This is a genomic window from Herminiimonas sp. Marseille-P9896, assembly GCF_903993245.1.
GTDB classification, from domain to species: Bacteria; Pseudomonadota; Gammaproteobacteria; order Burkholderiales; family Burkholderiaceae_D; genus Oxalicibacterium; species Oxalicibacterium contaminans.
In genome coordinates this window covers 1,109,504-1,123,458 of the sequence record NZ_CAJEVT010000001.1, presented here as the reverse complement: position 1 = coordinate 1,123,458, position 13,955 = coordinate 1,109,504, and the positions used below count along the sequence as shown (strand labels likewise).

Below are 13,955 nucleotides of genomic sequence, written 5' to 3'. Positions count from 1 at the left end.
TGCGAATTGAACCCTCACGGAGAACAGCCATGACTACCAGCAAGTTCGATGAAGAAATCGCACAAATAGCCAGCCGCTACGACGGCATCCGCTGGACCGATGTGCAGCTGCGTACACAGGCATTGCCTGAACTTTCAGCCGATGTACTGCTGCATGCTGGCCCGCCGTTGACAGGCGTACTACCCGCACCGATCCGGCAGGCGGCGATTGAAGCCGTACTGTTCGAAGGGCTAGCTGACGATCATGGTGCCGCAGCAGAACTGCTGTCACAAGGCAAGGTCAGGCTGTTACCGGCACAGGATCACGGCCTGGTCACGCCATTGGCACAAGTGGTCTCAGCCTCCATGCCGCTATTCGTCGTCAGCAGCAATGACAGCACGCGCTATGCACCGCTGGTGGAAGGACCAGCGCCTGCACTGCGCTTCGGCAAGCCGGTAGCCAGTACGCGCGCGCAGCTGCAATTGCTATCGCAATTCGGTATGCATGTATTAAAGCCCGCCGTACAGGCACATGCACCCGCACTGTCACAAGCCATCCATTACGCCTTGCAAGGCGGCGAAGAATGCCATGCGCTTACCGCACGCGCCAATGCGGCACTGGCGGCGCAACTGGATACCTTACACGCGCGCGACAGACAAGTCATACTCGCCAATCCCGGTTTCGTACTGCCGTTAATGATGGCGGCATGCTCGCTACGTCTTGAACAAACCGGTCACATCGTCGCCGCCGGTGGCAACGGCCTCGCCTTTGGTTATCGCTTGCGTGATACCGCTACCTGGCAAACCATAGCCGCCACACCACCACAAGGCACCCGCTTTGTCGGACATGAACTCACGGCAGCATTGGGAGCGATAGGTGACAGCGCTGTCATCGACTTCTCCGGACTGGGCGCACAAGCACTGGCTTACGTGCCCAGCCTGGCGCGGGATTGGGCGCAGTACCTGCCGGAAGATTTGCACATGCACAGATCACAAGTCGTGAACGCGCGCAGCGGCATCGTCGATTTGAAAAGCATACTGAGCAATGACTGCGCGCCCATGGTCAATCTGGCGATACTGGATCACGCAGCGGAAGCGGGCTTGATAGGACGAGGGGTGTTTGAGGTGTCTACGGAGTTATTTGCGGATCCGAGTGCATCGATTTAGATGTCCTCTACACAAATTACGAGATTTGTAAGAACCTACATTAAAAAGGATTCATGACACCTTTAGCGCCCTGCGCAAAGTGGCCCATAGCATCTTCAAATGCCCATATCTCAGGTTTGTACTCGCCGCCAGGACCGCCACGTGGTACCTGAACGCTGGTTTTTTTCATCCAGCGTTTTAGCACCTTCCAATATTTTTCTGTGGCCGGGTTTGCCGGAAATCCTATTATGCGATAGCGATTTCCAATCCATCCAAAGCTACTCATGGGAATGTAATGAGTACCATCCTTGGCTAGTTGCTCCCGTCGCACTTCAAGACTGAATACGCCAGGATGGCCAGGACCAAAGTACGGCACCGAAGGATCCCTTGTGGCATATGTTGCGGCCCATCCTTCAAACGGATCCTCAATCTCTCCATACGGTTCACCCATACGCGCCAAAGGTAATGCACCGCTAGGTACGTGCCAAAGCCAATGTTTTCCTGGCTCAAGAGTCTCGACACTGTTTACTGCAATCCATTGATTTGTACCGTTCGAAACAATGAATGCAATCTCCTCAGAACCGTTCAGGTACTCTACGAGCTGGGCAATATCCTTCTTCGTTGCGTACATAGGTATCCAAGACATACGGCACTTCCTTCAAGGTCTATAATTTATCTGAACGAGAAATCCACAATCTGCCAATGTCTACCATGTTCAAAGTGCTTACGCATTCGAGCACATATATTTTAAGCGATTACCTAGACTAAAAATCTCTCTTAGCAACGCACACAAGTACCTCGAAATCCTCCGCAATTTGTTCATAAGGATTTCCGATGTAACCACATCGATCATTTGCAATGACCGCGTCCTGACGTAATTTGTCCAAACGGATAATAAAACTCTCTGGAGTGCCTGACACAGGGCCAACTATCTCAGACAACCGCTCAGTTCTTTCCGGATGCAATACTTGCAGTGCCCTCCAAATACTAATTGCGTCCATATCCAACCTTAGTGGTAACACCTCGCGAAGTGAATAGAAAAAGCATCTAAGTTAAACCTGGAATCAAGCAATTGAAAAAACGATGTTAGCAATATTTAAGGACAAGTCGTACCGTCCACCATATGAACAGCACCAATTGGCGTGGCGACCGGAATATCGCATGCTCCATTCAGAATGACGTTGCCCGTCGAGTTAGGCAACACAGTAAGAGCAGATCCTGTAGTGTCCGCCAGCAGAACGGCAAAACTATGTGCGGGGCTTGAACCCTGGGCAGACAGGCGATTATTAAATATTTGCACACTCGAATCGAGTACAACGAGCGCCGCTGCGTTGGAATTCTGGTTATATGCGCTCACTGAGTTGTTACCGATGATAACGTTGGTCGAATTCTCAACTCCCAGCGCCGTAGAACTACTGCCCACTGAATTATTTAATGCTAGCGATACCGTGTTATCCAGAATACGTACATTGCTTACACCTATGGTATTGATGCCTCGATAGTTCACCCCGCTTCCGGCGACATCGGTGGAAACTATGTTCATGCCGCTGATGGTGCTGTTGTTAGCCATAGCAACAGTCGCCCTGGTGCCGGCGCCAAAGGAAGCAAACGATGAGTTAATGGTTGCGCCAGGCAATGACGTAGTGACGGTCCTTCCACTTGCGGTAACGACATCCAGCGAGCCTTTACCTATCAGTGTCTGGCCATTCTGGAGCACTGTAGAAGCAGTGGTATTGAATGTGCCCGCCAACACTACTGTGCTATTGCTACCCGCAGCCGCCACTTCACCGGGAAGAGATGCACCAGTGGTCGTTTCGCTGGAAAGAGCAACTATCGTCTGCCCGCCAGCCGTCGTAGACGCTTTTTCAGACGCAATTTGCCGCGTGCTGACCTGGCTGACGATATCCACGTCACGCACGATCGGCGCAGTCATGCGACGCTCCTGCGCCTTCATCCGTTGCAAAGAGGAAGTGGCATTTCCCAATGGGATGCGCAAGCGCAGCGCGACGAAACTCTGACTGCCGCGAGCATTGTCGTCCTGGTACTCCGCACCTATGGTTAACTGCGCGCCTTTCCACGTATTACTGAAGTCAGCCATCACATACTCGGCTCGCACACGGGTGCCTTGTACCTTGATCCCGTCATCGGAAAATCGATAGCCCGCGAGGTAAGCTCTCACCTGTCGCGTATCTTCTTCGTCGAAGATAGGGAGACGCCATCCGGCCTCCACATCAAAGCCAGGTAGTGCGCGCTCTTCCTGCACCGTACTGGTTACAAAGAGAGAACCACCAGACACCGATCCTGTGTTGACACTGGATAAGGTGGTGCTTTTCTTACCAAAGGGCTGATAGACATTAGCGCGCCAATCGAACTGAGGCCCGAGCGCCTCAAAACCTAATGTCGCCTGATCGTAGGAATTGTTATAAGTAGTTCTGCGCCTATCGACAAAGCCATACGCACCAAGATTCCATCCGGTCTCCAGCATATGACGCATACCACCGCCCAGGCTTCCTTCAAAATCTCCACCATTCGCCAGACGCGCACGAACGTTCGCAAAATAAAGTGAGCGCGCATCTTGTACTGCTGGGATAAAAAGATTCGCTTCGCCGATGTCACGCTTGGATCCGACTTTGCCTTCCAGGTCGAGATAAGTACTCCATTTCTCTTGCCCGGCATTCTGCGCATATGCTCCGGTACCGACGCAAGCGGAAAATACGGATACAGCAATCCTAAGCTTGTTGGATTTCAAGCGACTCATTACTACTCCCTGTAGCGTTTGTTATTTTTTCTAATGGCATTTTACAAACAGGCGCAAGAAGTGCAACACGCTTGTTGCAGCGTGTTGTTTTGAGAAACCGGGGATCATTAATCACGGAATATTTGCTACTGACTTCGACCAAAAAATTATCTTTTATACATTAAATGACCTTCTAGCTAAATTGACCATCTGCACCATGCCTATCTATATAGAGATAAATGGATTCCGGTACTGTCTCGTCAATATTCCTTTACTGATCACTTGAATTATCCAACAAGCATCCATATACTTAGCACTCGCCGGGCGAGAGTGCTAACAACTTTTCCCGTACGACCAACTTTCTAGTGCGGCATGTATGCACTGTAAAGCTAGCTTTGCAGCTTTATGCCGCAAATCACCATAACCTATTGAAAACTAAGGAGTTTGTATGAACCTTCGTCCTTTGCACGATCGCGTCATCGTCAAGCGCCTCGACCAGGAAACAAAAACTGCGTCTGGCCTCATCATTCCTGAAGCAGCAGCTGAAAAGCCTGATCAAGGTGAAATTCTGGCAATCGGCAACGGCAAAATCCTCGAAGACGGCAAAGTACGCCCACTCGACGTTAAAGTCGGCGACCGCGTTCTGTTCGGCAAATATGCTGGCCAAACCGTCAAAGTTGATGGCAACGAAGTTCTCGTGATGCGCGAAGAAGACATCATGGCAATCGTACAAAAGTGATCCCGTTTCTCGAGCGTAGCGGCCGTGCCGCAGAGCTCGAAACGGTTTCATTCCTAGTCGGAATTCAGTGATTCAGTCACTCAACGAATAATCAGGAGCAATCAACATGGCAGCTAAAGAAGTAATTTTCGGCGACGCAGCCCGTGCCAAGATGGTCGAAGGCGTTAACGTTCTGGCCAACGCAGTTAAAGTAACCCTGGGCCCTAAAGGCCGTAACGTGGTTCTGGAACGTTCGTTCGGCGCACCTACCGTCACCAAGGACGGTGTTTCGGTCGCTAAAGAAATCGAACTGAAAGACAAATTGCAAAACATGGGCGCGCAGCTCGTGAAAGAAGTGGCTTCCCGCACCAGCGACAACGCAGGCGACGGCACCACCACTGCAACCGTATTGGCACAAGCGATCGTTCGCGAAGGCATGAAATACGTTGCAGCCGGCATGAACCCAATGGATCTGAAACGCGGTATCGACAAAGCTGTTGCAGCAACTGTCGAACAACTGGCAGCCATTGCTAAACCATGCACCACCACCAAAGAAATCGCTCAAGTTGGTTCGATCTCCGCTAACAGCGATGCATCGATCGGCGAGCGCATCGCTGAAGCGATGGAAAAAGTCGGCAAGGAAGGCGTCATCACTGTTGAAGACGGCAAATCCCTGAACGACGAACTCGACATCGTTGAAGGTATGCAGTTTGACCGCGGCTACCTGTCGCCATACTTCATCAACAACCCAGAAAAGCAAACCGCTATCCTGGACAATCCGTTCATCCTGTTGTGCGACAAAAAAATCTCCAACATCCGTGACCTGCTCCCGGTATTGGAACAAGTTGCCAAAGCTGGTCGTCCACTGCTGATCATCGCAGAAGACATCGAAGGCGAAGCACTGGCAACCCTGGTTGTGAACAACATCCGCGGCATCCTGAAAACCTGCGCAGTGAAAGCTCCAGGCTTCGGCGACCGTCGTAAAGCAATGCTGGAAGATATCGCTATCTTGTCCGGCGGCCAGGTTGTCGCTGAAGAAGTCGGCCTGACTTTGGAAAAAATCACTCTGGAAGAATTGGGCCAGGCTAAACGTATCGAAATCGGCAAAGAAAACACCACGCTGATTGACGGTAACGGCCAGGCTATCAACATCGAAGCACGCGTTAAGCAAATCCGCGCGCAAATCGAAGAAGCAACTTCGGACTACGACCGTGAAAAACTGCAAGAACGCGTTGCCAAACTGGCAGGCGGCGTTGCAGTGATCAAAGTCGGTGCTGCTACCGAAGTTGAAATGAAAGAGAAAAAAGCACGCGTTGAAGATGCTCTGCACGCAACCCGCGCTGCTGTTGAAGAAGGTATCGTTCCTGGCGGTGGCGTTGCCCTGCTGCGCGCACGTGCTGCAATCAGCATCAAAGGCGATAACTCGGATCAAGACGCTGGTATCCGTATCGTTCTGCGTGCAATGGAAGAACCACTGCGCATGATCGTACAAAACGCCGGTGAAGAAGCCTCGGTTGTAGTTGCTAAAGTATTGGAAGGCAAAGGTAACTTCGGTTACAACGCTGCTAACGGTACCTACGGCGACATGGTTGAAATGGGCGTGCTGGATCCAGCTAAAGTGACCCGTTCGGCATTGCAAAATGCTGCTTCGATCGCTGCCCTGTTGTTGACCACCGATTGCATGGTTGCTGAAGTTGTCGAAGACAAACCAGCAGGCGGCATGGGTGATATGGGCGGTATGGGCGGCATGGGTGGTATGGGCGGCATGATGTAATTGCCGGCCTGCTTTCGGCATCGTGCTGCACGATGCCGAAGCACTATGCGCTTATCTGCACATCAAAAAAGCCCGCAAGGTTTATGCCTTGCGGGCTTTTTGTTTGTACTTCAATGTTTGCGCTTACTCTTCTTCATCCACTTCATCTTCCACATCGCTCAACGATGGCGGTGGTTTATAGCTGGCGAGCAAGGCTATACGGCTCTCCGGAGTCTCCAGGCTGACGCGACCAATTGCACCGACGCGGTAATCCTGCAGGAAAGTGTGTGCCGCTTTCTCCAGATCCAGCTCCCCACCCTTGATACGGAAACCACGACGCAAGGCCACACCTTCGATCACGCTGACGCCATCCATCCCTTCGGTCGGAAAACCGTAACGAGCTGTCAACAGCTGTGGATAGTGCATCAGGATTACATCGGCGAGGAAAGTCGCCACTTCTTCTTCAATCAAGGCATTGCTACCGATCGCGTGGCTGGCAGCCAGCATCAGGCCATCGCTAGGATGCTCGATCTTCGGCCACATCATGCCCGGGGTATCGGTCAGCACCATATTGTTGCCGAGATACAGGCGCTGCTGCGTCTTGGTCACCGCAGGTTCGTCGCCGACCTTGGCCACGCGCTTCTTCAGCAGTGCATTCATCAGCGTCGATTTACCGACGTTAGGGATGCCCATGATCATGATACGCAAAGGCTTGAGCGGCGTGCCACGATGCGGCGCAATTTTCAGACACAGGCTGGGAATCTTGGCCACGTCGGACGGCTTCTTGCAGCTGAGAGCGACCGCGTGCACATTCTTTTGGCTGTTATAAAAATCCAGCCATTTCTTGGTCGCGACCGGATCGGCCAGGTCGCTCTTGTTCAATATTTTTAAGCAAGGACGCTGGCGGAAGGTGCGCAGCTCTTCGATCATCGGATTACGGCTGGCCTGCGGTACGCGCGCGTCCAGCACCTCGATGATCATGTCGGTCTTTTCCATGGCTTCCGCCGCCTTCTTGCGGGCGGCGTTCATGTGACCTGGGTACCATTGTATGGACATGCGTGACTTTATCTGAGGGAAGCAAGCCGCTATTTTACCTGCTCACAGCCCCCTCAACGGCTGGGCAGACCGGGTTTCGTCATATTCCACGCATTAAATGGGTGAAATTGTCATACGCGCGTCATATCCGGCATGCACACTGGCATCCGCTAGCGCTAACGGGGATCGGCGCAAATAAAGGCCCCGACCAATTCCCGAGTAATGTTGCCAGCCCTATCCGACATTGCAAGAAACGCACCTCTCGTGCACCTTCTTGGCCCGTCTGCCGACTTATTGCGCGGCCTGACCTGCCACGTGAAGAAATCACCTCACATCCAGCACCCCCTATAAATGATGACAGGCGTTACTGGTTTCAGCTATGGCTCGGATCCATCCGGTCTGATTTGGGGTTTCCGCTTCAAGCCGGGCGTGACAGCGAGCCGCATCAACTCGGTCGAAGCCGCTGAATGGCTGCTGGGTGTGCAAGAACACGATCCGGCCGAATTCATCTGGCTGCACTTCAACCTAAGCAATACCGCCAGCGAAAAGTGGATGCATGAGCATGCGCAAGTCGCCGATGAGTTCAATGAAGCTTTGCATGATGGTTCACGCTCAACCCGGATTGAGCAAGCCGACAACACCCTGATTGCAGTCGTCAATGATGTGCTGCACAGTTTCTCTTTTGAATCAGCCGATATCGCGACCTTGTGGCTGAACGTCACGCAGAATGTCGTCATCAGCGCCCGCCGCACACCATTGAAATCTATCGAACGCCTGCGCCAGGCAGTCGAACACGGCGATCAGATACAGTCCTCGGTCGAATTGCTGGTGCACCTGCTACGTGACCAGGCTGACGTACTGGTCAAGATCGTGCGCGATGCCGTCGCACGAGTCGACAAAGTAGAAGACACCCTGCTCTCCGGCAGAGTGAATAAACAACGCACCGACCTCGGCGCATTGCGCCGTATCCTGGTACGCCTGCAACGCTTGCTGGCACCGGAACCGGCCGCCCTGTTCCGCTTGCTGCAAAAGCCACCAACCTGGGTCGCCGAACTGGCAGCACAAGAGTTACGCCAATCTACCGAGGAATTTACTGTGGTCCTGAGCGATATGAGTTCGCTACAGGAACGCATCAAATTGCTGCAGGAAGAAATCGCAGCCCAGGTCAACGAAGAAAACAACCGCAGCCTTTACGTATTGACCATCGTGACCGTGCTGGCGCTGCCTATCAATATCATTACCGGCTTGCTCGGCATGAACGTAGGCGGCATCCCCTTTGCCGAGCACAGCTATGGCTTCTGGATAGTGGCTGGCATAGTCCCCACCTGTACCGCCATCGTCGGCTGGCTGGTGATACGCAAACAGAAGCAGGATTAACGACTGTCACATCTTGTGCATAAACGAACATTCGTTCAATTTCCAAGTGCTTTCAGTGCTAACTATGCTCGCGTCAAAGCAAGTGATTTCGCATAGAATCTGAAACTCGCCCTCACCGCGTCGCTATGGCGCCCATCAACGACGGAAAATCGAATGTTCGCAAAAGTGCATGCAGTCGCCAGGCAAGTAGGCGAAATTGTGGTCGGCAAGGATGTGCAGATACGCCAGGCGCTGGTCTGTCTGCTGGCTGGCGGTCATCTACTCATAGAAGACTTACCCGGCGTAGGTAAGACCACATTAGCGCATGCATTGGCGATCTCGCTTGGCCTGCAATTCAACCGACAGCAATTCACCAGCGACCTGTTGCCAGCCGATGTGGTTGGTATTTCTATCTTCGATAGAGAGAAAAACGGTTTTGTATTCCACCCCGGCCCTATCTTTACGCAAGTCTTGCTGGCCGATGAAATCAATCGTGCGACGCCGAAAGCGCAGTCTGCATTGCTGGAAGCGATGGAAGAACGGCAAGTCACTTCCGACGGCCTGACTCGCGCATTACCGGAACCGTTCTTTGTCATCGCCACCCAAAATCCTACACACCAGCTCGGCACCTTCCCCTTGCCGGAATCGCAGCTTGATCGCTTCCTGATGTGTTTGTCACTCGGCTATCCGGATGCTGCATCGGAACGCGCCTTGCTGATGGGCGAAGACAGACGCACCTTATTGAAATCACTACCGATGGCGATGCAAGCCAGCGACTTGCTGGCGGCACAAGCCGAACTGAAGAACATCCACGTCTCTACCGCACTCATAGACTACATCCAGGCGCTGGCCGCAGCATCGCGCCAGAACGGCATGTTTGCCGAAGGCCTGAGTCCGCGCGCAACGATCGCATTGTTACAGGCAGCGCGTGCCTGGGCCGCACTCGAAGGACGCAATCATGTGATTCCGGAAGATGTGCAAGCAGTGCTGGTGCCCGTCACTGCACACCGCCTGCGTCCGCTCAAAACTGGCAGCGCCAGCGCGCTCGCCAGTCGCGACCTGGTATTGCAATTAATGAGGTCGGTCAGCGTCTGAAGCGGGATCACTGCGTGCGCCTCATCCCTATACAGCTGCAAACGATGTTCAAGCCATGGACAGGAAAATACCTGTTCAGACTAAGTACGGCCGAAACAGGGACAGTGTTCCTGAAACAGCGCCGCATCTTCATCATGCCGACTCGCGCCGGGCTAATCTTCGGCCTGATGCTGGTCGTACTCTTCGTATGCTCGATCAACTACAACCTGAGCCTGGGCTTCGCGCTGACTTTTTTGCTCGCCAGTTGCGCCATCGTCGGCATGCACCTGACCTTTCGCAACCTCGCCTATTTGCATCTGTCACCCGGACGCACAACGCCGGTCTACGCCGGAGAAGTCGCGCAATTCAGCCTGCACCTGGATAATCGCCGCTCCTATGAGCGCTACGCGATACGATTGGCATTCATAGCCGATGGCAATGTCGGTATTCCACACGTCGCCGACATCCCGTCGCAAGCGGGCAATGATGTGACCCTCAGCACACCAGCAACAGAACGCGGCTGGCTGGCGGCACCACGCATACGCCTGCAAACAACCTTTCCGCTCGGCTTGCTGCAGGCATGGGCTTACTGGCAACCAGCCATGCAGGTGCTGGTTTATCCGCGCCCGGAAACAGACAGCCCACCCTTGCCATTAAATGCAGGAACCCAGACAGATGGTCGCGGCAGTGCCGGGCATGATGATTTCGCTGGGATACGCGCATATCAGACTGGCGACTCCATACGCCAACTGGCATGGCGGCAGATTGCACGCAGCAACGGTGGCGCACTTGTCAGCAAACAGTTTGAAGGCGGCGCAGCCAGTGAACTCACGCTCGACTACAAGCAGCTGCCATTGACTATGGATGTGGAACACAGGCTGGCGCGCATGACGAGCTGGGTACTCATGGCGGAAGCGCAAGGCTTGCCGTATGCATTCCGCCTCGCCCACATCTACCTGCCACCGTCCATCGGCCCGGCTCATCAGGCCGCCTGCCTGCAGGCACTCGCCTTGTACGAGCGCGCGCCATGAAGCTGCTCGCCCAAATGCTGCGCCCCATGTCACGCGACAAGGCCAATACCATGCTCCTGCTATGCGCATGCGCACTGGTACTGGCACCCAATGTTGCGAACCTCCCGCCATGGATAGTCGCCACCTGCAGTGTGATGTTGCTGTGGCGCGGCTGGATCACCTTCCGTGGCAATCGCATGCCATCGCGCTGGCTGCTGCTGCCGCTCGCCTTGCTGACCATGGGCGGTGTATATCTGACCTTCAGGACATTTGTCGGCAGTGAAGCTGGTGTCGCCGTCCTGACCTTGCTGCTGACATTCAAGCTACTGGAGATGCACGCCAGCCGCGATCTTTTTGCAGTTGTCTTCCTCAGCTTCTTTTTACTGCTGACGAATTTCTTCAACTCCCAATCACTGGCCATCGCTGCACTGAGCATCATCACCATCATCGTGATGCTGGCCGCGCAGCTATCGTTTCAGTACACCGATGCGATACCTTCTTTGCGCAAACGCCTGCAGCTCGCGAGCAAGATCCTGTTGCTGGCCGTGCCGCTGACAGTCGTACTCTTCATCCTGTTCCCGCGCATACAGGGACCGCTGTGGGGCATGCCTAACGATAGCAGGACTGCGCGCAGCGGCCTGTCCAGCAGCATGAGTCCGGGTAATATCGCCAAGCTGGCCTTGTCTGGCGAAGTCGCCTTCAGGGTGAAATTTACAGACTCCGTCCCGTCCAGCCATCAGCTGTACTGGCGCGGTATCGTGCTGGATCAGTACGATGGCCGTACCTGGACCAAAGCAGCAGCCAGCCGCAGAAACAGTCAGACTCCTCTGCAAACCCATGGCAATCCGGTGCGCTATCAGGTCACGCAGGAAGCCAGCTCGGAACCATGGCTGTTCGCGCTTGAATTGCCGACTTCCATGCCGCAACTGGCTGGAAAATTCGTTGCCAATACGTCTTCGTACGAATTGCGCACGGCACGCCCCATCACTGAACGCATACGTTACGACGTCACTTCGCACCTGGCTTTTGATTTCCTGCCGCAAGCAGATGCGAATGTATTGAAGCAATGGCTGGCTTTGCCACCGGACTACAACCCACGCACGCTGGCGCTGGCAGCACAGATCCGGCGCGAATCTATCGACGATCAGGCTGCCATCGATCGCGTTCTGCAACTGTTCCGTAGCGATCCCTTCCGCTACACGCTGGAACCGCCACTGCTGGGCGTCAATAGCGTCGATGACTTTTTATTTTCTACGCGCGCAGGTTTTTGTGAACATTATGCGAGTGCCCTGGTCGTACTGATGCGTGCGATGGGCATACCCGCTCGTGTAGTGACAGGTTATCAAGGCGGACAAATCAATCCGGTTGATGGCTATATGATCGTGCGGCAATCCGATGCGCATGCATGGACTGAGGTCTGGCTGGCAGAGCGTGGCTGGGTACGCGTCGACCCGACTGCCGTGATCGCGCCGGAGCGTATCTCGCGCGATACAGCCACGACGGATGCAGGTGAACCGGTGTTGGGCGGCTTGCTCAATACGAATAGTAATCCGGCATCATGGTTGCGCAGCATGCGCTTTCAATGGGAAGCCATTAACAACGGTTGGAACCAATGGGTGTTGAACTACACGCCGGATGAGCAAAAGAATTTGCTACGTTCACTCGGCTTCGGTAACATCGACTGGCAAACACTGGTCTTGTTGCTACTGCTTGCGGGGGCCACGGTGATGGCCGCACTAGCCGCCCTGCTGCTGGGTGTGCGTCGCAAAGGTGATCCGCTGACAGCTACGTATGCGCAGTTTGGCAAACTGATGGCACGTCATGGTTATCCGCGCCAGGCACATGAAGGACCGCGCACATATGCACTACGATTGCTGGCTGCTGATACTGCGCTGACCGATAAGCACAAACATGCCACCAGGAAATTTATGACTCTTTATGAACAAGTTCGTTATGGTCGCGCTGAAGATTTGTCGCCATCCGACGCACTTACCACACTCAAATCATTGCTGACTCAAATTCGATGACATTTCCACTGCTCTCCAGACAAGCTATTCCGCTAATCGCTCTCTCTTCCATCCTCGCCTTGAGTGGCTGTGCTTCCGCTGGTGAAACCGGTAAGAAACCGGCGACCGCAAACAAGACCACAGCCAAGGCCAAAAAAGCCGTCAAGCCAGTACAAGGTGATGAATTCGCAAATTTCTCGCAATGGAGTGATGTCTCCAGCTTCATCGACCAGATGGTGGAAAAAAATGGCTTCAATAAGAAGCAGTTGCAAGCCACACTGAACCAGACCCACTACGTCGATAGCGCGATCCAGTTAATGAAACCGGCTCCACCAGGCAAGCCGAAGAACTGGGCGGCTTACCGGGCACGCTTTGTTGAGCCTGTGCGCATCAACGGCGGCGTCGCCTTCTGGAATCAATATGCTGGTGAATTGGCACGCGCTGAAGCCAAGTATGGCGTACCTGCGGAAATCATCGTCGCCATCCTGGGCGTCGAAACTGTATACGGCCGTAACACCGGCAACTTCCGCGTGATGGATGCCATCACGACGCTGGCCTTCGCTTATCCGGAGACACCGAATCGCACGGCACGCATGAACTATTTCCGCGGCGAACTGGAAAACACCCTGTTGTTTGCCCGCGATGAACAGATCGATCCATTCTCACTGCTTGGTTCCTACGCGGGTGCGATAGGCTGGCCGCAATTCATGCCGGGCAGCATACGTAAATTCGCGGTCGACTTCGATGGCAATGGTCATATCGATCTGCGCAACTCACCAGTCGACGCCATAGGCAGCGTTGCCAATTTCCTGGTGCAACATGGCTGGCGTAGCGGACAACCCATCGTGTTTCCAGCTAAGGTGGACATGACGGAAAACTGGCAGCGCTTTATCAATCAGGGACTAAGCGCGAAATTCACATTGCAGGAAATGAAGGAAGCAGGCGTGACGCCGCTGGTCGAACCACCTGCCGATATGCTGTTCGGCCTGGTCGATCTGCAGAATGGCGCTGATGCCAGTGAGTACTGGCTGGGGGCGGATAACTTCTTTGCGATCACACAATACAATCGCAGCTTCTTCTATGCAATGTCGGTAGTAGACCTGAGCCGCGCTGTGCGCGCTGCGCGCAATTTCTAATTGCAT

General features: G+C 53.9%; 11 protein-coding genes. 8 read left to right on the top strand and 3 right to left on the bottom strand.

What is annotated here, in order from left to right:
• Positions 1 to 29 precede the first annotated feature (29 nt).
• On the top strand, positions 30 to 1,145 hold the full coding sequence (locus tag H7U06_RS05400; RefSeq protein ID WP_175625130.1) for a DUF1116 domain-containing protein: 1,116 nt from the start codon (positions 30 to 32) through the stop codon (positions 1,143 to 1,145).
• Positions 1,146 to 1,185: 40 nt separating this feature from the next.
• On the opposite strand, the gene H7U06_RS05395 is transcribed toward H7U06_RS05400, so the two are convergent.
• Together H7U06_RS05395 and H7U06_RS05390 are read right to left on the bottom strand one after the other, a co-directional pair.
• Positions 1,186 to 1,770: a hypothetical protein gene (locus H7U06_RS05395; RefSeq protein ID WP_175625129.1), complete on the bottom strand. Its 585-nt coding sequence runs from the start codon at positions 1,768 to 1,770 to the stop codon at positions 1,186 to 1,188.
• Between the two features lie 450 nt (positions 1,771 to 2,220).
• The gene (locus H7U06_RS05390) at positions 2,221 to 3,882 is read right to left on the bottom strand and encodes an inverse autotransporter beta domain-containing protein (RefSeq protein ID WP_175625128.1); all 1,662 of its coding nucleotides are present in this window, start codon (positions 3,880 to 3,882) and stop codon (positions 2,221 to 2,223) included.
• Between the two features lie 427 nt (positions 3,883 to 4,309).
• Between H7U06_RS05390 and groES the strand changes: the two genes are divergently transcribed.
• Both groES and groL read left to right on the top strand, forming a co-directional pair.
• Entirely contained in the window at positions 4,310 to 4,600 is a 291-nt protein-coding gene (gene groES, locus H7U06_RS05385; RefSeq protein ID WP_012080503.1) for a co-chaperone GroES, read from the top strand.
• Between the two features lie 106 nt (positions 4,601 to 4,706).
• Positions 4,707 to 6,353 carry a chaperonin GroEL gene (gene groL / locus H7U06_RS05380; protein WP_175625127.1) on the top strand — a complete coding sequence of 549 codons (1,647 nt, stop codon included), beginning with the start codon at positions 4,707 to 4,709 and terminating at the stop codon, positions 6,351 to 6,353.
• A 123-nt stretch (positions 6,354 to 6,476) separates the two neighbouring features.
• Here groL and ylqF read toward each other — a convergent pair whose 3' ends face one another.
• Positions 6,477 to 7,388 carry a ribosome biogenesis GTPase YlqF gene (ylqF, locus tag H7U06_RS05375; protein ID WP_175625126.1) on the bottom strand — a complete coding sequence of 304 codons (912 nt, stop codon included), beginning with the start codon at positions 7,386 to 7,388 and terminating at the stop codon, positions 6,477 to 6,479.
• A 330-nt stretch (positions 7,389 to 7,718) separates the two neighbouring features.
• Here ylqF and H7U06_RS05370 point away from each other — a divergent pair, with 330 nt between their 5' ends.
• From H7U06_RS05370 to mltB, 5 genes are all read left to right on the top strand, one after another.
• A complete protein-coding gene (locus H7U06_RS05370) occupies positions 7,719 to 8,744 on the top strand; it encodes a transporter (protein ID WP_370458598.1) in 1,026 nt (341 codons plus the stop codon).
• A gap of 153 nt (positions 8,745 to 8,897) precedes the next feature.
• The gene (locus H7U06_RS05365; protein WP_175625125.1) at positions 8,898 to 9,818 is read left to right on the top strand and encodes a MoxR family ATPase; all 921 of its coding nucleotides are present in this window, start codon (positions 8,898 to 8,900) and stop codon (positions 9,816 to 9,818) included.
• 14 nt (positions 9,819 to 9,832) lie between these two features.
• Positions 9,833 to 10,828, top strand: a complete 996-nt coding sequence (locus tag H7U06_RS05360) for a DUF58 domain-containing protein (protein WP_254873127.1) — start codon at positions 9,833 to 9,835, stop codon at positions 10,826 to 10,828.
• Complete coding sequence (locus H7U06_RS05355) at positions 10,825 to 12,834, top strand: DUF3488 and transglutaminase-like domain-containing protein (RefSeq protein WP_175625124.1); 2,010 nt, start codon at positions 10,825 to 10,827, stop codon at positions 12,832 to 12,834. The genes H7U06_RS05360 and H7U06_RS05355 overlap by 4 nt, the downstream gene beginning before the upstream one ends.
• A complete protein-coding gene (mltB, locus tag H7U06_RS05350; protein WP_175625123.1) occupies positions 12,831 to 13,949 on the top strand; it encodes a lytic murein transglycosylase B in 1,119 nt (372 codons plus the stop codon). Before H7U06_RS05355 ends, mltB begins: the two co-directional genes overlap by 4 nt.
• Positions 13,950 to 13,955 lie beyond the last annotated feature (6 nt).

Bases quoted from the DNA above. Each gene is read 5' to 3' on its own strand.
- H7U06_RS05395 (WP_175625129.1), bottom strand. From the start codon at position 1,770: ATGTCTTGGATACCTATGTACGCAACGAAGAAGGATATTGCCCAGCTC.
- H7U06_RS05365 (WP_175625125.1), top strand. From the start codon at position 8,898: ATGTTCGCAAAAGTGCATGCAGTCGCCAGGCAAGTAGGCGAAATTGTG.
- H7U06_RS05355 (WP_175625124.1), top strand. From the start codon at position 10,825: ATGAAGCTGCTCGCCCAAATGCTGCGCCCCATGTCACGCGACAAGGCC.
- H7U06_RS05400 (WP_175625130.1), top strand. From the start codon at position 30: ATGACTACCAGCAAGTTCGATGAAGAAATCGCACAAATAGCCAGCCGC.
- groES (WP_012080503.1), top strand. From the start codon at position 4,310: ATGAACCTTCGTCCTTTGCACGATCGCGTCATCGTCAAGCGCCTCGAC.
- ylqF (WP_175625126.1), bottom strand. From the start codon at position 7,388: ATGTCCATACAATGGTACCCAGGTCACATGAACGCCGCCCGCAAGAAG.
- mltB (WP_175625123.1), top strand. From the start codon at position 12,831: ATGACATTTCCACTGCTCTCCAGACAAGCTATTCCGCTAATCGCTCTC.
- groL (WP_175625127.1), top strand. From the start codon at position 4,707: ATGGCAGCTAAAGAAGTAATTTTCGGCGACGCAGCCCGTGCCAAGATG.
- H7U06_RS05390 (WP_175625128.1), bottom strand. From the start codon at position 3,882: ATGAGTCGCTTGAAATCCAACAAGCTTAGGATTGCTGTATCCGTATTT.
- H7U06_RS05370 (WP_370458598.1), top strand. From the start codon at position 7,719: ATGATGACAGGCGTTACTGGTTTCAGCTATGGCTCGGATCCATCCGGT.